Raw genomic sequence first — 20,286 nt, 5'->3', positions numbered from 1 at the left:
TCCGCCCGGCTCGACGACCGAGCCCATGGCGACAGAACCGATTTCGAAGAACCTGGAGGAAATGTGCGGATCGGAGTGATGAGCGGGCCGGAGCGTGGAGACTCGGCACGCAAGGTGTCCCGGATGCTGGCCGACGCGGAGTGGGCCGAGGCCGCGGGTCTGGACTCCGTGTGGGTTCCTCAGGTGCCCAACGACTTCGATGCCCTGACGGCGGTGGCGATGATGGGCACCCGCACGAGCAGGATCGAGATCGGGACCGCCGTGGTGCCGCTGCAGGCGCAGCACCCGATCGCGCTTGCCCGCCAGGCGCTGTCGGTGCACGCGGCGATCGGCGGCCGGCTCTCGCTCGGCGTCGGGCCCTCGCACCACTGGATCGTGCAGGACATGCTCGGCCTGCACTACGAGAAGCCGGCCGGCTACACCCGTGACTATCTCGAGGTCCTCGGCGCCGCCCTGGCGGCCACCGGCTCGGTCGACGTCGACAACGAGACCTTCACCGTGCACAATCCGTTCGATCTCGCGCCGGTCGCTCCGATGCCGGTGCTCGTCGCGGCGCTCGGCCCGGTGATGCTGAGGATCGCGGGTGAACACGCCGACGGCACCGTGCTGTGGATGGCAGACGACCGGGCCGTCGCCGACCACGTCGTCCCACGCATCACCAAGGCCGCCGCCAACGCGGGGCGGCCCGGGCCCCGCGTCGTCGCCGGTGTGCCGGTGTGCCTGTGCCGGCCGTCGGAGGTCGACACGGCCCGCGAACGGGCCAACCGGATCCTCGCCGAGGCCGAGTACTCGCCCAACTATCAGAAGCTGCTCGAGCAGGGCGAGGCCCGCGACGTGGGCGATCTGTGCATCGCCGGCGACGAGGATGCCCTCCTCGCCGGGTTCCGCCGCTACCGGGACGCAGGTGCCACCGACCTGTCGATGCGCCTGCTGCCGATCGGGGACACCCGCGACGAACTGGTCGCCTCGAAGTACCGCACGCGGGAAGTGGTGGCGGAACTCGTCAGGGAACTGCGATGACGGGCGGTCCGCTCGCCGGCATCCGCATCCTCGAGGTCGGCCACATCCTCGCCGGCCCCTACGCGACCATGATGCTCGCCGACCTCGGCGCCGAGGTGATCAAGCTCGAGCCGCCCACGGGAGATCTCTCCCGGCAGGTCGGCGATGCGTACTTCGCGAGCCTCAACCGCGGCAAGCTGAGCATCTGCGTCGACCTGACCACCGAGGAGGGGCAGCAGCGCCTCGGCGAACTCGCGACCGGCGCACACGCCCTGCTCGTCAACCTGAAACCCTCGGCGATCCGCCGGTACGGGCTGACCTACGACGCGCTGCGCCGGTGGAACGAGAAGATCGTCTGCGTCGCACTGACCGGCTACGGGCTCGACGCAGGCGACGATCCGGCCTTCGACTACGTGATCCAGGCAGTCACGGGGGTGGCCGCGCTGACCGGTGATCCGGACGGCCCCCCGACTCTGCCGGGCTACTCCGCGGCCGACAACTCGGCCGGGCTGACCGCTGCGCTCGGTCTGCTCGCACAGATCGTGTCGGGCTGCGGCGGCCAGGTGGAGGTGTCGCTGCGCGACGTCATGCTCTCGCAGTTGAACTATCGCGCGTCCGCCTACCTCAACGAGGGCACCGAACCGCGGCGGCTCCCGTTCGGCGCGCACCCGTTCTACGTTCCCGCCCAACTCTTTCCCACCTCCGAGGGATACCTCGCGCTGTTCGTCACACACGACGGATTCTGGCGGTCCTTCGCCGCGGAGGCCGGCATCGAAGGATTCGCGACGATGGCGGAACGGGCCCGGCGCCGGGACGAGGTGCTCGCCGTCGTCACGGCCGCGCTCGCCGCGGACACCGCCACCGGGTGGGAGTTCCGGCTCCGTCCCCTCGGGGTCCCGGCGGCAGCCGTGCGGCCCCTGCCGGACGCGCTCGCCGCCACACCCGAGGCCGTCGTGACTGCGGGTGACTTCCGGCTGATCGGCAGCCCGGTCAAGGTCGCCGGTTACGTGCCGGAGTACGGGTCGCCGCCGCGGCTCGGCGAACACGGCGGTGTCGTCGCCCACCGGTGAGCCCGGCACCCGACCGAGCCTGCGGAACGATACGAGAACGCCCACCCCGAGAAGGTTCGGGGTGGGCGTTCTCTCGCTGGTTGGTTCTACACCAGTACGGGCGCCCGGTCGGCGACGTCGGTGCCCGCCGGTTCCCCGACGAGCGGGAAGTGGCATGCGACAAACTGGCCGGATGCGATCTCCCGCATCTCGGGTTCCTGGGCCGCGCACCGCTCCTGCGCGCGCGGGCAGCGGGTACGGAACCGGCATCCGCTCGGGGGTGCGAGCGGTGAGGGCACGTCGCCTTCGAGCGCCGGTCCGGCGAAACCCTTCTCGGGATCGGTGAGCGGAACCGAGTCGAGCAGGGCCCGCGTGTAGGGGTGAGCCGGATTGCCGTACACCTCGATCGCGTCGCCGAACTCGCACACCTTCCCCAGGTACATGATCATGACGTTGTCGCTCACGGTCCGGACCACACCGAGGTCGTGTGCGATGAACACGACGGTCAGATCGAACTCCGACTTGAGGTCCTCGATCAGGTTGAGGATCTGGGCCTGGACCGAGACGTCGAGTGCGGAGACCGGTTCGTCACAGATCAGCAGGCGCGGATTCAACGCGAGAGCGCGGGCGATCGCGACGCGCTGTGCCTGCCCACCCGACAACTGGCGCGGCAGCACGTCGGCGAAGCGCGGGCCCGACAAGCCGACCTGCTCGAGGACCGACGCCGACGTAGTGGCCCGCTCCTCCTTCGGGACATTTGTGACGGCGAGTCCCTCGACCACGATGTCCTTCACCGAGCGGCGGGGATTGAGCGACGCCACCGGGTCCTGAAAGATCATCTGCATCTCGCGGCGCAGCTTCCGCATCCGCTTCCCGTCGGCCTGCTCGATCCACTCGGCGCCGAACCGGATGTGCCCCGCGGTGATCCGGTCCAACCGCAGGACGGCTCGTCCGGTGGTGGACTTGCCGCAGCCGGATTCGCCGACGATGCCTAGGGTTTCACCGGGAAGGACGTCGAAGCTGATCTTCGACACCGCTTGTACGGTGCCCGCGTCGGTCGGATACTCCACAACCAGGTCCTGCACGCTCAGCAGAGCGTCGTCACCGCGCAGGTGCGCGGAACCGCTGCCAGCCATCTGTTGTCACCTTTCGGAGAGGGTCAGCGCCGGAGCTGTGACCGGGTGCAGACAAGCCACCTCATGGTCGGCGCCGACGGATTCGAGTTCGGGAGCGGTGGATAGGCACTCCTCGCCGGCGTGCGCACACCGCGGGGCGAAGCGGCAGCCCTCGGGGGGAGAGATGGGGTCGGGCAGCGACCCCTCGATCAGCCGCAGCGGAGCATGCCGGGGATGATCGATGGTAGGTGTCGCTGCGAGCAGTGCCTCGGTGTACCGATGTCGGGGTTCGTCGAACACCTCACGCGTCGAACCTGTCTCGGCGAGGCGGCCGGCGTACATGACCGAGACCCGGTCGGTGCGGCCGGCGACGACGGCCAGATCGTGGCTGATGAGCATGAGCGACATTCCCCGCTCGCGCTGGGTCCGCCGCAGCAGGTCGAGGATCTGCCGCTGGATGGTCACGTCCAGTGCCGTCGTCGGTTCGTCGGCGATCAACAGGTCGGGCTCGCAGGCGAGCGCGATCGCGATCATCACGCGCTGCCGCATACCGCCGGACATCTCGTGCGGATAATTCCGCAACCGGCGTTCGGGATCGGGTACCCCGACCTCCGTCAACAGGTCGAGCGCCCGCCCGTGGGCTTCCGAGTGGCTGATCCCCAGATGGCGGCGCATGCCTTCGGTGAGCTGCCGCTCGACCCGTACGACGGGATTCAGCGATCGGCCGGGATCCTGGAACACCATGGCGATCTGCTTGCCCCAGATCTCCAGCTTCTCCTTCTTGCCGAGCGTGAGAATATTCCTGCCCTCGAAGATCACCTCACCGGAGCAGTCGGACCGTGCGGGCATCAGTCCCATCACGGCCCGCGCCATCACGGACTTGCCGGAACCGGACTCGCCCACGATGCCCAGTGCCTGGCCCGAATCGAGGGTCAGGGACACGTCGTCCACGGCGCGGACGGTTCCGCGCGCCGTACCGATCCAGGTGCGGAGGTTCTTCACCTCGAGGAGTGGCTGGGTGCTCATGCGAGCAGGCCCCTTTCCATCGTGCTGTCGATTGCCTCGTGATCCACACCGCCGCGTGATCGCACGGGCGGCCGGTGGGGTGGGTTCAGTCGTGCAGGGTGCGGTCGAAGGTGGTGCGCAGGTGGTCTCCTACGAGGTTGAGGGCGAAGACGGTGACGAAGATGACCGTGGCGGGCACGAACACCAGGTGCGGGTCGGTGGCCAGGGCGTCCTTGCCGTCGTTGATCATCTGGCCCCAGCTCGGCTGCGGTGGCGGGATGCCCAGGCCGAGGAAGCTGAGCGAGCCCTCGGCGACGATGAGGGCGGCCATCACGATCGGCAGGTAGGCCGCGAGCGGGGCGATCAGGTTGGGCAGGATCTCCCGGGTCAGGATCCGGCCGTGCCCGGCGCCCATGTTCGTCGCCGCCTTGACGAATTCGCGGCAGGACCAGGCCAGGGTGTTGGCCCGGGCCAGCCGGGTGAACGACGGGATCACCAGCAGGGTCAGTCCGAGCCCGATGGTGCCGGCGCTGGGGGTGAGCACCGAGGCCAGGGCGAGCAGCAGGATCAGCGGGGGGAAGGCGAGCATGGCGTCGGTGAGCAGGGTGATCGCGGTGTCGAGGCGGCCGCGGAAGTAGCCGGCGAGCAGGCCCAGGGTCGCGCCGACGGTGAAGCCGAGCAGGCCGGCGACGGTGCCGACGAGCAGGGAGATGCGGGCGCCGTGGACGAGGCGGGACAGGATCGAGCGGCCCATGGTGTCGGTGCCGAGCAGCAGGTCGAGCGGGCCGGGTTGCGGGGGTTGGCGGGGTGGGCCGACCGGGGTGGCGTAGGGGGCGAGCGGGAGCACGTCGGCCAGGGCGGCGGCGCCGAGGAGCAGGAGCAGCCAGGCGGCGGCCAGGTACACCAGCACCGGGCGTCGGCGCCGGATCCGGGGCACGGCCGGCAGCCGGCCCGCCGCGGCGGTGCGTGTCGTCGGGTCCGGGCCGGTGGTGCGGGTCACCGTGTCGGTCATGCCGCCACCTTCCTCACCCGCGGATCGATCACGCCGTATCCGACGTCCACCAGGGTGTTGATCGCGACATACACGACCGCGATGAACACCACGACGCCCTGCACCATGATCACGTCGCGCGATGTGATCGAGGATGCGATCAACTGCCCCAATCCGGGTAGGCCGAACAGGGTCTCGACGATCACGGTGCCACCGATCAACCGTCCGAGGTTGATTCCGGCGAGGGTGATCAACGAGAACGACGACGGCCGCAGCGCATGGCGGAACATCACGTATTTCGACGACATCCCCTTCGCGCGTGCCGCCGCGACGAAGTCTTCACGGAGCGTGCCGATCAGGTCCGTCCGCAGTAGCCGGTGGAACGCTGCGATCTCGATCAGCGCGATCGAGATCGCCGGCAGCAGGGCTCCGCGCAGGTTGTCCCACAGCCCGTCCTCGATGCGGGACCATCCCATCACCGGGAACCACTGCAGCTGGATCGCGAAGAAGAAGATGAGCACCGGGCCCGCGATGAAGGCGGGGACCGAAAGAAAGATCGCGGAAAGAGCATTCAGGCCGCGGTCGACCGCGCTGCCCGGCCGGGACGCCGAGATCACGCCCATCACGATGGAAGTGACGAGGGCGATGACCAAGCCCATGACCGCGAGCTGCAGTGTCACGGGCAACCGTTCGACGATCGCGTCGGTGACGGATTGTCCCGTCAGCGGTGACGTGCCGAGATTGCCCTGGACGGCGTTGCCGAGCCACTGCGCGTACTGCGACCACAGCGGCGCATCGAGCCCGAGCTTTTCGTTCATCTGTGCCACGGCTTCCGGAGTGGCGTTCTCCCCCAGGATCACCTGCGACACCGAGCCCGGGGCGAGGCTCAGCAGCGCTACGACGGCGAGTGTCACGAGGAACACCACCACCACGCCGCGGCCTAGGCGCCGGACAGCTGTCTGAAACATCCAACTCAACCTTCCTCGGTGGTCCCGAGTCGGCGGTGCCGACGTTCGGGCCGTGAACCGTAGGGTGGTGGGGACGGAAGCGCTCCGTTCGATCGATCGGCGGGAGCGTAACCGAGTGTGACGAAGATTATGCTGGGCAATATATTGACGAATTGCATTCGATGGCAAGGGGAGACGCCCGGTTACATCAACTCGGTTCGAATGTGCGTGGCCGTCGGTCGCGCGATAGCACCAATCCGATTGTGATGCAATGAATTCGGGGGCGTAGCTGGGCGTGCGTGGTCGTCCGGTGTCGCCCGGGGTCATGACGGCGATCCGGATGCGCTGCGGGACGAAGCGCGAATGCTTCTTGCCGAAGAGGTGATTCGTGGTGTGGCGCCCCGCTCGGCGCGCCCACGGCGGCGGATCGGGGTTACTCGTACACCACCTCGAGGGACGCGGTGTCGGGTACGGCCTGGCACGTGAGAACGTATCCGTCGGCCACCTCGTCGTCGGTGAGGGCGTCGTTGACCCGCATCGTCGCAGCGCCCACGGTCACCTGCGCGATGCAGGTGGCGCAGTTGCCGGCTTCGCACGAGAACGGAGGGGTGAGACCGCCGCGCCGGGCGCTCTCGAGCAGGGTTTCGTTCGAGTGGCGAGGTACGGAAATCTTCTTGCGCCCCAAGATGATCGTGACCGTGCCCTCGGTGTCGACGGCTGTGGCCGCTACGGCTGCGGCCGGCTCGGAGGCGGTCGGCTCGGAGGCGGTCGCCGTGCCGAACCGCTCGACGAACACCCGCCCCGGTCCCGGTAGGGCGGACTCGACGAGTGCCATGAAGGCCTCCGGGCCGCACACGTAGCTGTCGGCGGCCACGTCGTCGCCCATGAACTTGCGCACGGTGGCGGCGTCGACCCGTCCGTTCTCGTCGTCGAGGTGCCGGACGACGGTGAGTCGTCCCGGGTGGAGCCCGACGAGCTCGGCCAGGTCCGATTCGAAGATCGCCGAGGCGCGGTCGCGGTCGGCGCACAGCAGCCGGACGGCGCGGTCGGTGGTGGCCAGGGTGCTCTTGGCCAGGGACAGGATCGGGGTGATCCCGCTGCCTCCGCTGAACCCGAGCATCGGTCCCTCGGAGGGTTGCAGGCAGAAGGTGCCGGCCGGACGCGTCAGCTCGAGTTCGTCGCCCTCGGCGACATTGTCGAGCAGCCAGTTCGACACCTTGCCGCCCGGGACGCGCTTGACGGTGGTCATGAGCTCGGTGTCGGTCTCCGGTGCGCTCGACATGGAGTACGAGCGGTAGAGGTCGACGCCGTCGACGACCACCTTGAAGGTGCAGAACTGACCGGCGCGGTAGGAGAAGGGGCCGTCGTCCGGGGCGAGCACGTATGTGCGCGCGTCGGCCGTCTCCTTGACGATGCGGGTCACGGTCGCCCGCTGGAAAACTGGGGGCCTCGACATCGACCGACTCCTCCTGGTAGTAAGATTCTGTCCAACTGAGAATACTATTCTCTCTCAGGAGACGGGATCTTCTCAATGCTCAGTTTCGATTCGCGAGGAGGGGCCCCTGCCTCCGCGTCGCGCCGCGCCGACGGCAGCGTCGGCGCGGGCGGGGCCGCCCTCGTCTTCGAGGACCGCGAGTACAGCCGCCCCGAGCTCGAGGCGCTGGCCGGCGGTCTCGCCGCGACGCTCGCGCGGCGCGGCGTCCGCAGCGGTGACCGGGTTGCATTGATGTCGTCGAACCGTCCCGAGTTCGTCGTGGCCGTTCAGGCGATCTGGCAGGTGGGCGCCGCCGTCGTGCTGATCAGTCCGGCATGGAAGCACGACGAGGTCGCACACGCTCTGGATGTCACCTCCGCCGTTCTCGGTGTCGGGGACGTGCCGGTGCTGGCCGAATTGCTGCCCACGGTGGACCTGGACGAGCCCGTCACGCCGGCGCAGGGTCCCCGGGTACCACCCGACCCCGCGGCGGACGCCGTCCTGGTGTTCAGTTCCGGTACGACGGGACGGCCCAAGGCCGTCCGGCACACGCACGCGTCGTTCGCCGCGGCGGTCGTGCACTGGCGTGACGCGCTGGGCATGACGTCCGCAGACCGGATCCAGATCGTCACACCGCCCGCCCACATCCTGGGCCTGCTCAACATCGCGACAGCCCTCGAGTCCGGTGCCCGGATGCGGCTGCACCGCCGTTTCGACATCGACCGGATGCTCCACTACATCGAGGCCGACCGCGTCACCATCGAGATGGCGGTCGCACCGATCGCCCTGGCCATCGCTTCGCACCCGGAACTCGAGGCGTACGACCTGTCGTCGCTGCGCTACATCATGTGGGGCGCCACACCCGTCACGGCGAGCGTCGCCGAGACCGTCACCCGACGGACCGGCGTGCCGTGGGTCCCGGCATACGGCGCCAGCGAGCTACCGGTCATCGCGTGCAACCCCCTCGTCGATGCGCGGCTGGACAGCGTCGGAAGGCCCGTCCCCGGTGTCACCGTCCGGATCGTCTCGCTGGACGACGGACACCCCCTCGGCCCGGACGGAGTCGGCGAGATCCAGGCGCGGTCGGCGTCCGTCATGGCCGGTTACCTGCCGAGCGAGGCGACCGCCGGCGCCTTCGACGACGGGTGGTACCGCACCGGGGACGTCGGCTACCTCGATCCGGATGGATGGCTCCGGATCACCGACCGTTCCAAGGAGATGATCAAGGTACGCGGATTCCAGGTCGCACCGGCCGAGATCGAGAGCGTGCTGCTCGGCCACCCCGATGTCGCGGACTGCGCCGTGTTCGGAGTGCCGGATCCGGCCGACGGCGAGGCGATCGTCGCCGCGGTTGCCACGAACGGCACCGCCGTTGCTGCCACGAACGGCACCGCCGTTGCTGCCACGAACAGCCCCGCCGTTGCTGCGGAACTCGTCGAACTCGTCGGCAGCCGGTTGGCGTCGTACAAGATGCCGCGCCGCGTGGAGTTCGTGCCCGAAATCCCTCGCCTGCCCTCCGGCAAGGTGTTGCGCCGAGTACTCAAGGAGCAGTATGGACGTCCGTCTGACGAGTGAACAGCAGCAATTGCGCGATGCGGCCGCCAAACTGGCCGACGACCTCGGACCCGGTTCCGTTCAGGACCTCGCGGACGACAAACGGATCACCCGCCTGGAGAGGGCAGTGGACACGACGGGCTGGCGTGCCCTCAGGTCCGACGGGGCGTCCGGTGTGGAGGTCGCGATCGTCGCCGAGGAGTTCGGGCGCCGCCTGGTCGACGTTCCGTTCCTCGGACCGGTCCTCGCCGACGATCTGCGCAGGCACGTCGCCGACGACCAACTGACATGGGCGATCGCGCCGGACGACGAGGCGGTCGACGCGCGGGGACTCCGGTGTGCCGTTGCCGTGCGCGACAACCGGATTCTCGTCGGGGATGTGGGATCCGCCCTCCCGAGCGCGGATCTCACCCGCTGCACTGCGGAACTCGGCGACACCCTCGAACCCCTGGGCGAGCTGTCACCGGACCATGCCGAACGCTGGCACGCCCTCGCACTGGTCACCACAGGTGCCGATCTGGTCGGCGCGGCCCGGGGCGCCCAGGCGCTCGCCTGTGACTACGCCAAGGTTCGTGAACAGTACGGCAACACGATCGGGTCCTACCAAGCCGTGGCGCACATGCTCGCCGAGAATCAGGCACTGATCGAGGGCGCGGTGAGCGTACTGCGGCACGCGGCCTGGGCTGTCGACGAGCTGTCGCCTGCGGCGGCGGTGCGGGCCGCGCAGATCGCGAAGATCTACTGTGCGCGCGCCGCTCACGCCATCTGTGAAACCGCAATCCAGGTGCACGGTGGTATCGGCAACACCTGGGAGTGCCTCGCACATGTGTACCTGCGGCGGGCGCTGACGTCCACCGAACTGTTCCCCGTGAGCCTGAAGGAGATCGATCTTGGACTTTCGTGACTCGCCGGAGGAAGCCGCATTCCGGCAGAAGCTGCAGGACTGGCTGGCCGACCACGCCCGGAACTACCCGACGTCGGGCGACGAGTACTGGGCCCGTCAGGGTGACTGGCATCAGGCGCTCTACGGGGCCGGATTCTTCGGGCTGTCGTGGCCGGAGGAGTACGGCGGGCAGGATCTACCGCCGGTCTACGACGTCATCGTGGACGAGGAACTCGCCATTGCGGGAGCGCCGCCGCGGCCGAGCCTGGGTTACCTGGTCACCGGCCTCGGCCGGCACGGCAGCGAGGAGCTTCGCCGCCGCTTCCTGCCGGGAATGATCAACGGAACCGAGCGCTGGTGCCAGGGTTTCAGCGAACCCGGCGCCGGCTCCGACCTCGCGTCGCTCACGACCGCTGCGACCCGAGACGGCGACGTGTACGTCATCCACGGCCACAAGATCTGGACGAGCTACTCGGACGTCGCCGACTGGTGCCTGCTGCTGGCCCGGACCGACCCGGACGCACCGCGGCACCGCGGCATCTCGGCGTTCATCGTTCCGATGAAGCAGCCCGGCGTCGAGCAGCGACCGCTGAAGATGATCAGCGGCGTCACCAAGGAGTTCGGCCAGGTCCTGTTCGACGGGGCGCGGGTGCCCGCCGATCACATGGTCGGTGCGCCGGGCGAGGGCTGGGCATTGGCGATGACGGTGGTGGGGCACGAGCGTGAGCCCTCGACGCTCGGCTTCGCGGCCCGCTACGGAAAGCTTGTCCGGCAGATGGCCTCTCGCGTCGACGGCCCGCCCCCCGAGGAGCTGGCGTGGGCGGCGGTGCAGACCGAGATGCTGCGCCTGCACGTGCGGCGCAGACTGTCGGAACAGCTCGACGGCATGTCGCACGGGTCGGACGGTTCGCTCGACAAGCTGCTCATGACATGGGTGGACCAGTCGGTCGGCCACGCCGCCCTCGCGGTGGGTGGCACCCGCGACCCCGAGTTGCTCGGTGCCTACATGTACAGCCGCGCCCAGAGCGTCATGGGCGGCACGTCGCAGATCCAGAAGAACATCATCGCCTCGCGCATCCTCGGACTGGGGGTCTGACATGTACGACGTACCCGAAGAGATCACGATCCAGGCGAAGGGCCCGCTGCGGATCATCACCCTGAACCGCCCGGACGCACTCAACGCGGTCAACGACGCATTGCACGTCGGTCTCGCGAAACTGTGGCCGCAGCTGAGCGAGGACCGCGACGCTCGCGCCGCCGTGCTCACCGGCGCCGGCACGGCGTTCTCGGCAGGCGGCGACTTCACGTATCTCGCAGAGCTGAGCCGGGATGCCGACCTGCGGGCCAAGACCATCGCCCACGGCCGGGACATCGTGCTCGGCATGGCGCGGTGCCGGGTTCCGGTGGTGGCCGCCGTCAACGGGCCGGCGGTGGGGCTCGGCTGCAGCCTGGTGGCGCTGAGCGACGTCGTGTACATGGCCGAGACGGCCTACCTGGCCGACCCCCACGTGCAGGTCGGGCTCGTCGCGGCCGACGGTGGTCCGCTCACGTGGCCGCTGCAGACGAGTCTGCTCTTCGCGAAGGAGTACGCCTTCACCGGAGCACGGATCTCGGCCGAGCGGGCTCGGGAGATAGGCCTGGCCAACCACGTCGTCGCCGACCCGATGGCCGAGGCGATCGCGTGCGCCGAACGTATCGCCGCGCAACCGCGGCAGGCAGTGGAGGCCACCAAGCGGCTGCTGAACATCCAACTCGAGCGGGCGGTTCTCGCGACGTTGGACTTCGCGACCACGGCCGAGGAGATGACGTTCCGGTCGGAGGATTTCCGGGCCACCATCACCCGGCTCACCGCTCCGCGGAACTGACTGCGCGGCAACATCGCGCACGACGAGAGGGTCCCGGATTCGAGCTCCGGGACCCTCTCTGCATGCCTCGACTCGCCTCGAGAGGCAACGGGAGAATGCCTCGGCGAGGCGTCAGAACTGTGCCATGCCGCCGTCGACGGAGAGCGGGACGGCCGTGATGTACTTCGATTCCTCGCTCGCGAGGAACAGCACGACGTCGGCAATCTCCTCGGCCTCGGCGGCGTAGCGCGGCAGGAACGGGGTTCCCATGCTGTTCAGCGCCGGGTTCGTCTCACCCGCTTCGGCCAGCGCCGCCTGCATGTCACCGGACCCCATCGGAGTCCTCACCCCGCCGGGATGGATGCTGTTCACGCGGATGTCGTGCTTGCCCAGCTCGGCGGCGAACGCCCGTGCCATGCCGGTCACCGCATGCTTGCTCGCGGTGTAGTGCACCATGAACGGCTGCATCTTCACGCCGGCATAGGAGCTGGTGAGGATGATGGACCCGCCGTTCCCGCCGTCGATGATGTGCGGTGCCGAGACCATGACGGTGTTCCACACGCCGATCACGTTGGTGTCGATGGTGTCACGGAACGCCTGCGGGGTGATCCGGTCCCATGCGGACGGGATGCAGATGCCGGCGTTGGCGACCACGATGTCGAGGCGTCCGAGTTCGGCCACGCCGGCGTCGGTGGCCGCCTTCAACGCCTCCAGGTCGCGTACGTCGGCGATCGTCGAGACGATGCGGCGGCCGAGCGCCTCGACCTGACCGGCGGTGTCGGCGAGATCCTCCGGTGTGGCGGAGTCGTACGGCACACCCGGAAGCGGGCCGGCGACGTCGATCGCGATGATGTCCGCCCCTTCCTGTGCCAACCGCACGGCGTGGGCGCAACCCTGACCACGAGCCGCCCCGGTGATCAGTGCGACCCTGCCTTCCACTCGTCCTGCCATTCGTGAGTCTCCTTGTCGTGTTCTCGGGTCCAGCCGGAGTCGCACGGACCGTCCGTGCAGGTCGGGACCGGTACCGGCCGTGGTCCCGGCGCAGCGTCACCCCACAGCGGAGAGGATTTCGTCGGCGAAGTGCTCGATGGACGCCCGGTAGCGTTCGGCAGGTCGACGCAGGTAGTTCTGGTCGCCCCCGTGAGTCTGCTCCCAGTTCGACCAGGGTGAGCACATGACCCCGGTGATGCCGAGGTCCCCGGCGCGCCGGTACAGATCGCGGCTGGGGGTGTCGCGCAGGCCGACGATGATGTCGAACGGCTCGTTCTCGCGACCGAACTGCCTGCGGTAGCCGTTGATCCGGTCGGTCCAGTGCCGTGCGTCCTCGAGGGTGTAGGCGGTGCCGACCCAGCCGTCGCACCGCTGGGGCCGCACGCTTCAGGGCGGCATCGGACTCACCGCCGCACAGGATCGGGACCGGTCCCGGCGGGTGAGGCTCGATGGTCATTTCGGGGATGTCGTAGAACTCGCCGTGTCACGACACCCAGCCGCCCTTCCACAGCGCTCGCAGTGCCTCGATCATCTCGTTCAGGCGTCGGCCGCGGTTCTCGAATTGCTGTGCCTGGAGTTCGAATTCCTCGCGCATCCAACCGGCGGAGACGCCGATCGACACCCGCCCCTCGGAGAGGGCGGCGGCGGTCGCGACCTGTTTGGCGACCTGCAGGAGCGGCCGGGACGGGGCGATGTAGACGTTGTTGCCGAAGCGGAGGTTCTCGGTGACCGCAGCCATCGCGCCGATGAGCACCCAGGCGTCCGGCCATTCGGTGTCCGGGTGCCAGAACAGCTTCCCGTCCTCCGTTGCCGGGTACGGGGCCGAGAGTTCGCGCGGATAGATCTGATGATCGGAGACGAGGACACCGTGGAACCCGGCCTCGTCCAACATCTTCGCCACGGCCGGCATTTCCGCCGTGTTCATGAATGCTGTTCCACTCCAGAACTTCACGTAGGGATCCCGTCGGGAATGGTCGTCGAGACGACGATGGATGGAGGACGGCCCTACTGTAGGGATGCGGTCGGCGCTGTGCGGCGAATCCAATTTTCCCGCAACGATGCCGAGCAACCGCGCACCCGGATCGAGTGATCGTCCGGGGCGCGGTTGCTCGCGACGGCGACGCCGGGCCGGTCAGCGCGGTTGGAGCGTGAGCGCTTCCGAATGCTGGATCGTGCCCGTGGTTCCCGACGCGTCTTGCTGTGCCAGCAGGACGGCGGCGCGGCCCATGGCCTCCGGAGGTTCGACCATCTCGGGCGGAATCTGCTGGCCGCCACCGGCTGCGGTCCACCCCTCGGTGAGGACGATCCGCGACGGAGCGAGGCAGTTCACCGCGATGTTGTCGGGCGCCAGATCCGCGGCGAGGCCGAGGTACATGCGTTCGACGGCTGCCTTGGACACCCAGTAGGCATTGGCCCCGCGGTCGAGCATCGTGACACCGTTCGTGGTCACGGCGATCAGCGATCCGCCGCCGCGCTTCCGGAGGTGTGGGATCACGGCCCTCGTCACGAGGAACACGCCGGTGAGGTTGACGTCGAGCGACAGCTGCCAGCGTTTCAGCGGGGTCGACTCGATCGGCCCCATCCACAGCACACCGGCGTTGGCGACGAGGATGTCGATTCCGCCGAACCGGTCGACTGCCGTCGCCACCGCCGACTCGACCGACGCCTCCGACGTGACGTCGCACGCAATGCCGTACGCGGTCCCACCGGACGACGTGATCTCGTCGGCCACCGTATGGATCGTGCCGGGCAGGTTGCCCCGCAGCTCGGAGCGGGCCGCGACCGCTACTGCCGCGCCGGCATCCGCCAGCGCCCGTGCGACCGCGGCACCGATACCCCGGCTCGCGCCCGCGACGAATGCGACCTTGCCCGCGAGTGGTGTGCCCGCGGCGGAGTCCGCTGCGCCGGTCATTTTGGCGGGAACCGGAGCGCGCCGTCGAGGCGGATCACCTCACCGTTGAGGTAGTCGTTCTCGACGATGGACTGTGCGAGGGCCGCGTACTCTTCGGGGCGGCCCATGCGCTGGGGGAACGGCACCTGCGGACCCCAGTACGCCTCGAGCTGGTCCCCGGCCTTGCCGTAGGCAGGGGTGAGGATGGTGCCGGGGGCGATCGTCACGACGCGGATGCCCAGCGGTGACAGGTCACGCGCAGCGACCAGGGTCATCCCGACGATGCCGCCCTTGGCGGCGGAGTAGGGGAGCTGGCCGATCTGGCCCTCGAACGCCGCGACCGATGCGGTGTTGACGATGACGCCGCGACCGCCCTCCTCGAGCGGATCCTGCTGGGCGATCGCGGCGGCTGCCAGCCGCATCACATTGAACGACGAGGTCAGGTACGACTCGATCGTCGTCTTGAACGCGTCGAGCGACATCGGGCTGCCGTCCTTGCCGACGAGCCGGCCGCCACCGGCGGGGCCGCCGTGACAGTCCACCGAGATGCGCAGCGGGCCGAGGGATTCCGCCTCCGCGATCACGGCCGACACCGAGGCCTCGTCGCCGGCGTCGGTGCGCACGTAGCGAACGCCGAGCTCCTCCTCGAGTACCCTGCCCTTGTCGTCGGCGACATCGGCGACGACGACCTTGGCGCCGGCGCCGTGGAGGCGGCGGACCGTTGCTTGTCCCAGTCCGCCTGTGCCCCCGACGACGATCGCGGAGGTGCCGTTGATTTCCATGCCAATTCCCCTTCTTGCAATTGATGCTCTCTTACTGTGAGAATAATGTTCTCATGAACATCAGCATGATTCCAGAGATGGCGGCAGCCAACGTCGAGCGAGTCGCCGTGACCGCCGGTGGCAGGTCGCTGACCTCCGAGCGGCTGCTCGCCCTGGCCCGGCGCGCCGCAGTCCGGTTCCGGGGCCACCCCGCCGGGCTGTACCTGGGGACGAATCACCTCGCCTATCCGGTCGCGCTCTTCGGGGCCGCGCTCGCGGGCGTGCCGTTCGTGCCGCTCAACTATCGGCTCGGGGACCAGCAGCTCTCGGCGCTGATCGACCGACACGAGGGAGCGCTGATCCTCCGTGCCGAGGACCTCGATCCGTTCATCGACGGTCTCGACGGCGACGCCGATCCGGACGAGGACATCGCGCCGAGCTGGGACGGAGACGCCGTCGCCGTGATCATCTACACGAGCGGGACCACCTCGGCGCCCAAGCCGGCGGTGCTGCGGCACCGGCATCTGCTCGCGTACGTCCTGAACACGCTGGAGTTCTCCTCCGCCGGGGAGACCGACGCGTCCCTGGTGGCCGTGCCGCCTTACCACATCGCAGGGCTGACCAACCTGCTGTCGAACCTGTACAGCGGCCGCCGCATCGTCTACCTCCCGGCGTTCGACGCACGCGGCTGGCTCGACACGGTCCGGCGCGAGAACGTCTCCCACGCGATGCTCGTACCGACGATGCTCGCCCGCATCGTGGACGCACTGGGGGAGGCGAAGGCGGATACCCCGACGCTGCAGTCCCTCGCCTACGGTGGATCACGCACACCCCGGCCGGTTCTCGAACGTGCCCTGAAGGCCTTCCCCGAGACCGGCTTCGTCAATGCCTACGGCCTGACCGAGACCGCGTCCTCCATTGCGGTGCTCGGCCCCGAGGACCATCGCACCGCATTCGCGTCGACCGACCCTGCGGTCCGCGACCGCCTCGGCTCGGTGGGCCGCCCGCTCCCCGGCATCGAGATCGAGGTGCGCAGCGAACAGGGCCAACCGGTGCCGACGGGAGCGACCGGACTACTGTTCGTGCGCGGCGAGCAGATCTCCGGCGAATACGGCGGTCGCAGCGTGCTCGACGAGGACGGGTGGTTCGCGACCCGAGATCTCGGCCGGCTCGACGAGGACGGATACCTGTTCGTCGAGGGCCGCGCCGACGACACGATCATCCGCGGCGGTGAGAACGTCGCGCCCGCCGAGATCGAGGACGTCCTGCTCTCCCACCCCGGCATCGTCGAGGCAGCCGTGATCGGCGCGCCGGACCCCGAATGGGGCCAGCGGATCGTCGCGGTCCTCGTCGGCGACGCCGATCCCGCCGAGATCACCGAGTGGGTGCGCAGCCGGTTGCGCTCGTCCAAGACCCCGGACACCGTCGTCTTCCGCGACGAACTGCCGAAGACCGAGACCGGAAAGCTACTGCGCCGCACCCTGCTCGCCGAACTGGAGGAGACCCATGCCTGAAGCCGTCATCGTCAATGCGCTGCGTACCCCGATCGGGACCGCCTTCAAGGGTTCTCTCCGGGACACCTCGGCGTACGACCTCGCCGAACTCGTCGTCACCACCGCGGCCGAGGACCTCGACAAGGAGACGATCGACGACGTCGTCCTCGGTGAAGGCTTGCACGGCGGCGGCGTGATCGCGCGCCACGCCGCGATCACCGCCGGGCTGGCGCACGTGCCCGGACTCGCCCAGAACCGGCACTGCGCCGCAGGCCAGGCGGCGGTCCAGAGCGCGGCGGCGAGTATCCGCGCGGGCATGGACCAGCTCGTCATCGCCGGTGGGGTCAACTCCGCCTCGACCGCTCCGCGCTCCTTCGTCCGCAACGGTGAGGAATGGGCCCCCTGGCTGCCCCCGACCCATCCGGATCGCCCCGACGCTCCCAACAAGGACATGTCCATCACGGTCGGCTGGAACGCGGCGGTCCGGGCCGGGGTCACCCGCGAGGAGATGGACGCGTGGGCGCTGCGCTCGCATCGCAACGCGAGTGCGGCCATCGCCGAGGGCCGGTTCAAGGAGGAGATCGTTCCCGTCTCGACGCCACACGGGTTGTTCGAGGTCGACGAGAGCCCGCGTCGTGACACGAGCATGGAGAAGCTGGCGGCACTGAAGCCGCTGCATCCCGAGATCGAGGGATTCAGCATCACCGCCGGAAATGCCTGTGGTGCCAACGATGCGGCGGCAGTCCTGACTTTGGCGAGCGACCGTCTGGGCCTGCCCGCCCTGGCGACCGTGCGCTCGTGGGCCTCGGTCGGTGTCGACCCGGGCGAGACCGGGCTGGCGCCCGTGGCCGCAATCGAGAAGGCGCTGGGCCGCGCCGGGATGTCGGTCGGGGACGTCGACCTGTTCGAGATCAACGAGGCCTTCGCCGCGATGTGCGTCGCGACGATCAGACTGCTCGACATCGATCCGGAGTGCGTCAACGTGAGCGGCAGCGGCTGCTCGCTCGGACATCCCGTCGCAGCCACCGGCGCCCGTATGCTGGTCACCCTGGTGCACGAACTGCGCCGCCGGGGCGGCGGAATCGGCGTTGCGGCGATGTGCGCGGGGGGAGGCATGGGATCGGCGACGGTCATCGAGGTACCGGCGCCGTGACTGCGTCGACCGGCAGGGCCGCACGGTTCACGGCCCGTGCGGCCACGAGCATCGAGGATCTGGTCACGGCCGGGCGGGCCGGATCCCTGCGCGCAGCAGGACGGTTGCTGAGTCTGGTCGAGAGCAATCGGCGGGACGAGGTCCTCGAGCTGCTCGAGCCGCGCGCCGTCCGCGTCGTCGGGGTGACCGGGCCACCGGGCGCCGGGAAGTCGACCACCGTCGGAGCGCTGGTGGGCGAGTACCGGCGGCAGGAGTTGCGGGTGGCCGTGCTCGCCGTCGATCCGTCGTCGCCGTACAGCGGCGGTGCCCTCCTCGGCGACCGGATCCGGATGGCCGCACACATCGGAGATCCCGACGTACTCATCCGCTCGGTCGCGACCCGTGGTCATCTCGGCGGGCTCGCCGAGGCCGTCCCCGCGGCGGTTCGCGTGCTCGCCGCCCTGCACTACGACCTGATCCTGCTCGAATCGGTGGGAGTCGGGCAGTCGGAGATCGAGATCGCCGCGGTCGCGGATCCGACGGTCGTCGTCCTCAACCCCGGCGCCGGCGATGCGGTCCAAGCCGCGAAGGCGGGGCTGCTCGAGGTCGCGGACCTGTTGGTGGTCAACAAGGCGGACCGCGAGGGTGCCGATCAGACCGTCCGGGACCTGAAGGCGGAGACCGCGCTCCCGGTGATGAGACTCGTGGCCTCGCGCGGCGACGGCATCACCGAACTGGCGGAGGCGATCGACACCCACCATCGCACGGACACCCACGCTCGGCGCGTCGCACGCGCGCGGGTACAGATCCTGTCACTGGCCCAGACGGCGCTGCACAACCATGCCGACCTGGCCAGGCTCGCCGCCGCCGTGGCCGAGGGGCGGACGAACCCCTATGCAGCCGCCGGCCGGCTGATTGCGAAACCGACCGGCGGCCCGACCGCGTCAGCCGAAGACTGCGACGGCCTGGGGTAGCTCGACGGTGGTCCGGATGCCCGGTTCGGCGGCGCACACCACCGGGACCATGTTGACGGCGCGGTTCGCGGTGTAGCCGGGTGAAATCGATGCCATCTGCTCGAGCGGCACCGGGAACCGCAATGCGACGTCGAGCGGCGCGTCCCCGTCGACGGTGACGCGCCACCCGGTGTCCGCCAGATCCCACGAAGCGTCGATGTCCCTGGTGCAGTACCACGTGGCGCGGAAATTCAACAGCGGCTCTCCGTTCCGGGTTCCACTGGCCGTCACCCGCTGCGCCGCGACGGTGCCCGCCTCGATGGTTCCGGCCGCGATCCGGGTGGTCTGTGTCGCGAGGGCGAGCTCACCGCTCGCCTCCACGGAATCGAGCGGCATGCCGAGGGCGTCCGCGACGAGAAGCAGTGACGGGCCGAAACTGTGACGAGCGAACACGAGCCGGCGCTCGTCGAACGCGACCGGCGGCTTGCCGAAGCCCATCACCCCGAAGAGCAGATCGGGGGAGTCGCGGCGCGACAGATCGGCGTACTCGTCGATCGTGAGACGATCGAGACGCCGTTGGATCGACGTGAGCACCAGGGGAATGGCCTCGGTGATGAAGCCTGGGCTGCTACCGGTGCTGTGGATCGTGGACCCTCCTGTGGTGCAGGCTGATTCGACCCGAGCGCGCAGGTCCGGATCCATGGTCGCCGGATGGTGGAATTCGCCCCGGGTGGTCACGATGTCGATCCCGGCGGCGAGCAACCGGCACACCTCGTCCACGTCGAGTGCGAGAGGCATGTAGAGCACGCAGTCCGGGTCGAGATCGACGATCGCGTCGAGGTCGTCGGTGGCGAGGATGCCCACCGGGTCCACGCCGCAGAGTTCACCGGCGTCGCGTCCCGCCTTGCCGGGAGAGTGGACGTGGACTCCGGCGAGTTCGAGCCGCGGGTGTTCGATGACGGCACGCAACGCGTGGGTGCCGATGTTCCCGGTCGCCCACTGGACGACGCGCAGCGGCCGAGATTCGGAGCGTGGCTCGGTGAGAACGGTGGACGACGAACGTGATGTCATGCGAGACCTCGGATCGTGTCGGACGGGATCCTGCGTTCGGCGGTGACTGCGGCGCAGGAATTCGGTGTGAACGAACGGTTTCGGCGGTTCGGTGCGAAGGTCCGTTCAGGTGTGTGTCGAACGTGTGCGAATGA

20 protein-coding genes are annotated in these 20,286 nt (G+C 69.1%); 9 read left to right on the top strand and 11 right to left on the bottom strand.

Going from position 1 to position 20,286, the window contains the following annotated elements:
• Nucleotides 1-63: 63 nt before the first annotated feature.
• Both HFP48_RS26380 and HFP48_RS26375 read left to right on the top strand, forming a co-directional pair.
• Entirely contained in the window at nt 64-1,020 is a 957-nt protein-coding gene (locus tag HFP48_RS26380; RefSeq protein WP_168580370.1) for an LLM class F420-dependent oxidoreductase, read from the top strand.
• A complete protein-coding gene (locus HFP48_RS26375) occupies nt 1,017-2,069 on the top strand; it encodes a CoA transferase (protein WP_168580369.1) in 1,053 nt (350 codons plus the stop codon). The genes HFP48_RS26380 and HFP48_RS26375 overlap by 4 nt, the downstream gene beginning before the upstream one ends.
• Before the next feature lie 86 nt (nt 2,070-2,155).
• Here HFP48_RS26375 and HFP48_RS26370 read toward each other — a convergent pair whose 3' ends face one another.
• From HFP48_RS26370 to HFP48_RS26350, 5 genes are all read right to left on the bottom strand, one after another.
• Nucleotides 2,156-3,184 (bottom strand): ABC transporter ATP-binding protein, encoded by a 1,029-nt coding sequence (locus tag HFP48_RS26370; protein WP_168580368.1) that lies wholly within the window; start codon nt 3,182-3,184, stop codon nt 2,156-2,158.
• Nucleotides 3,185-3,190: 6 nt separating this feature from the next.
• On the bottom strand, nt 3,191-4,189 hold the full coding sequence (locus tag HFP48_RS26365) for an ABC transporter ATP-binding protein (RefSeq protein WP_168580367.1): 999 nt from the start codon (nt 4,187-4,189) through the stop codon (nt 3,191-3,193).
• An 85-nt stretch (nt 4,190-4,274) separates the two neighbouring features.
• Nucleotides 4,275-5,180 (bottom strand): ABC transporter permease, encoded by a 906-nt coding sequence (locus HFP48_RS26360; protein ID WP_168580303.1) that lies wholly within the window; start codon nt 5,178-5,180, stop codon nt 4,275-4,277.
• On the bottom strand, nt 5,177-6,433 hold the full coding sequence (locus tag HFP48_RS26355; RefSeq protein WP_246872484.1) for an ABC transporter permease: 1,257 nt from the start codon (nt 6,431-6,433) through the stop codon (nt 5,177-5,179). The genes HFP48_RS26360 and HFP48_RS26355 overlap by 4 nt, the downstream gene beginning before the upstream one ends.
• A 106-nt stretch (nt 6,434-6,539) precedes the next feature.
• Nucleotides 6,540-7,562, bottom strand: coding sequence for a ferredoxin--NADP reductase (locus tag HFP48_RS26350; protein ID WP_168580366.1), 1,023 nt, complete (start codon nt 7,560-7,562; stop codon nt 6,540-6,542).
• A 75-nt stretch (nt 7,563-7,637) separates the two neighbouring features.
• On the opposite strand from HFP48_RS26350, the gene HFP48_RS26345 reads away from it, so the two are divergent.
• Genes HFP48_RS26345 through HFP48_RS26330 form a run of 4 tightly spaced genes read left to right on the top strand, consistent with a single transcriptional unit; the run spans nt 7,638 to nt 11,882 of the window.
• The gene (locus HFP48_RS26345) at nt 7,638-9,155 is read left to right on the top strand and encodes an AMP-binding protein (protein ID WP_168580365.1); all 1,518 of its coding nucleotides are present in this window, start codon (nt 7,638-7,640) and stop codon (nt 9,153-9,155) included.
• Entirely contained in the window at nt 9,133-10,038 is a 906-nt protein-coding gene (locus HFP48_RS26340; protein ID WP_168580364.1) for an acyl-CoA dehydrogenase family protein, read from the top strand. Before HFP48_RS26345 ends, HFP48_RS26340 begins: the two co-directional genes overlap by 23 nt.
• Nucleotides 10,025-11,113, top strand: coding sequence for an acyl-CoA dehydrogenase family protein (locus HFP48_RS26335; RefSeq protein WP_168580363.1), 1,089 nt, complete (start codon nt 10,025-10,027; stop codon nt 11,111-11,113). Before HFP48_RS26340 ends, HFP48_RS26335 begins: the two co-directional genes overlap by 14 nt.
• 1 nt (nt 11,114) lies before the next feature.
• Nucleotides 11,115-11,882: an enoyl-CoA hydratase/isomerase family protein gene (locus HFP48_RS26330; RefSeq protein ID WP_168580362.1), complete on the top strand. Its 768-nt coding sequence runs from the start codon at nt 11,115-11,117 to the stop codon at nt 11,880-11,882.
• A 111-nt stretch (nt 11,883-11,993) separates the two neighbouring features.
• On the opposite strand, the gene HFP48_RS26325 is transcribed toward HFP48_RS26330, so the two are convergent.
• The 5 genes from HFP48_RS26325 to HFP48_RS26310 all read right to left on the bottom strand — a co-directional run bounded on the left by HFP48_RS26325 (nt 11,994) and on the right by HFP48_RS26310 (nt 15,524).
• Nucleotides 11,994-12,812, bottom strand: a complete 819-nt coding sequence (locus tag HFP48_RS26325; RefSeq protein ID WP_168580361.1) for a mycofactocin-coupled SDR family oxidoreductase — start codon at nt 12,810-12,812, stop codon at nt 11,994-11,996.
• A gap of 96 nt (nt 12,813-12,908) precedes the next feature.
• A complete protein-coding gene (locus HFP48_RS32200) occupies nt 12,909-13,235 on the bottom strand; it encodes a hypothetical protein (RefSeq protein WP_348983355.1) in 327 nt (108 codons plus the stop codon).
• A gap of 100 nt (nt 13,236-13,335) precedes the next feature.
• A complete protein-coding gene (locus HFP48_RS32195; protein WP_348983354.1) occupies nt 13,336-13,776 on the bottom strand; it encodes an LLM class flavin-dependent oxidoreductase in 441 nt (146 codons plus the stop codon).
• 207 nt (nt 13,777-13,983) lie between these two features.
• Nucleotides 13,984-14,763, bottom strand: coding sequence for an SDR family NAD(P)-dependent oxidoreductase (locus tag HFP48_RS26315; protein ID WP_168580360.1), 780 nt, complete (start codon nt 14,761-14,763; stop codon nt 13,984-13,986).
• Complete coding sequence (locus HFP48_RS26310) at nt 14,760-15,524, bottom strand: SDR family NAD(P)-dependent oxidoreductase (RefSeq protein WP_168580359.1); 765 nt, start codon at nt 15,522-15,524, stop codon at nt 14,760-14,762. Before HFP48_RS26310 ends, HFP48_RS26315 begins: the two co-directional genes overlap by 4 nt.
• A gap of 53 nt (nt 15,525-15,577) precedes the next feature.
• Between HFP48_RS26310 and HFP48_RS26305 the strand changes: the two genes are divergently transcribed.
• Genes HFP48_RS26305 through HFP48_RS26295 form a run of 3 tightly spaced genes read left to right on the top strand, consistent with a single transcriptional unit; the run spans nt 15,578 to nt 19,102 of the window.
• Nucleotides 15,578-17,017: a fatty acid--CoA ligase family protein gene (locus HFP48_RS26305; RefSeq protein ID WP_168580358.1), complete on the top strand. Its 1,440-nt coding sequence runs from the start codon at nt 15,578-15,580 to the stop codon at nt 17,015-17,017.
• The gene (locus HFP48_RS26300) at nt 17,010-18,149 is read left to right on the top strand and encodes a thiolase family protein (RefSeq protein ID WP_168580357.1); all 1,140 of its coding nucleotides are present in this window, start codon (nt 17,010-17,012) and stop codon (nt 18,147-18,149) included. Before HFP48_RS26305 ends, HFP48_RS26300 begins: the two co-directional genes overlap by 8 nt.
• Nucleotides 18,146-19,102, top strand: a complete 957-nt coding sequence (locus tag HFP48_RS26295) for a GTP-binding protein (RefSeq protein ID WP_210432784.1) — start codon at nt 18,146-18,148, stop codon at nt 19,100-19,102. The genes HFP48_RS26300 and HFP48_RS26295 overlap by 4 nt, the downstream gene beginning before the upstream one ends.
• On the opposite strand, the gene HFP48_RS26290 is transcribed toward HFP48_RS26295, so the two are convergent.
• Nucleotides 19,073-20,152: a dihydrodipicolinate reductase gene (locus HFP48_RS26290; RefSeq protein ID WP_168580356.1), complete on the bottom strand. Its 1,080-nt coding sequence runs from the start codon at nt 20,150-20,152 to the stop codon at nt 19,073-19,075. The two genes, HFP48_RS26295 and HFP48_RS26290, sit on opposite strands and share 30 nt — an antisense overlap.
• Between the last annotated feature and the right edge of the window lie 134 nt (nt 20,153-20,286).

It is taken from the genome of Rhodococcus sp. DMU1 (assembly GCF_012272955.1).
In the GTDB taxonomy this organism is placed as follows: domain Bacteria; phylum Actinomycetota; class Actinomycetes; order Mycobacteriales; family Mycobacteriaceae; genus Rhodococcus; species Rhodococcus aetherivorans.
Note: the sequence above shows the minus strand (reverse complement) of the source record. Positions and strands in the feature narration are given on the sequence as shown.

Bases quoted from the DNA above. Each gene is read 5' to 3' on its own strand.
- HFP48_RS26375 (WP_168580369.1), top strand. From the start codon at position 1,017: ATGACGGGCGGTCCGCTCGCCGGCATCCGCATCCTCGAGGTCGGCCAC.
- HFP48_RS26370 (WP_168580368.1), bottom strand. From the start codon at position 3,184: ATGGCTGGCAGCGGTTCCGCGCACCTGCGCGGTGACGACGCTCTGCTG.
- HFP48_RS26365 (WP_168580367.1), bottom strand. From the start codon at position 4,189: ATGAGCACCCAGCCACTCCTCGAGGTGAAGAACCTCCGCACCTGGATC.
- HFP48_RS26360 (WP_168580303.1), bottom strand. From the start codon at position 5,180: ATGACCGACACGGTGACCCGCACCACCGGCCCGGACCCGACGACACGC.
- HFP48_RS26355 (WP_246872484.1), bottom strand. From the start codon at position 6,433: ATGACCCCGGGCGACACCGGACGACCACGCACGCCCAGCTACGCCCCC.
- HFP48_RS26350 (WP_168580366.1), bottom strand. From the start codon at position 7,562: ATGTCGAGGCCCCCAGTTTTCCAGCGGGCGACCGTGACCCGCATCGTC.
- HFP48_RS26345 (WP_168580365.1), top strand. From the start codon at position 7,638: ATGCTCAGTTTCGATTCGCGAGGAGGGGCCCCTGCCTCCGCGTCGCGC.
- HFP48_RS26340 (WP_168580364.1), top strand. From the start codon at position 9,133: ATGGACGTCCGTCTGACGAGTGAACAGCAGCAATTGCGCGATGCGGCC.
- HFP48_RS26330 (WP_168580362.1), top strand. From the start codon at position 11,115: ATGTACGACGTACCCGAAGAGATCACGATCCAGGCGAAGGGCCCGCTG.
- HFP48_RS26325 (WP_168580361.1), bottom strand. From the start codon at position 12,812: ATGGCAGGACGAGTGGAAGGCAGGGTCGCACTGATCACCGGGGCGGCT.
- HFP48_RS32195 (WP_348983354.1), bottom strand. From the start codon at position 13,776: ATGAACACGGCGGAAATGCCGGCCGTGGCGAAGATGTTGGACGAGGCC.
- HFP48_RS26315 (WP_168580360.1), bottom strand. From the start codon at position 14,763: ATGACCGGCGCAGCGGACTCCGCCGCGGGCACACCACTCGCGGGCAAG.
- HFP48_RS26310 (WP_168580359.1), bottom strand. From the start codon at position 15,524: ATGGAAATCAACGGCACCTCCGCGATCGTCGTCGGGGGCACAGGCGGA.
- HFP48_RS26305 (WP_168580358.1), top strand. From the start codon at position 15,578: ATGAACATCAGCATGATTCCAGAGATGGCGGCAGCCAACGTCGAGCGA.
- HFP48_RS26300 (WP_168580357.1), top strand. From the start codon at position 17,010: ATGCCTGAAGCCGTCATCGTCAATGCGCTGCGTACCCCGATCGGGACC.
- HFP48_RS26290 (WP_168580356.1), bottom strand. From the start codon at position 20,152: ATGACATCACGTTCGTCGTCCACCGTTCTCACCGAGCCACGCTCCGAA.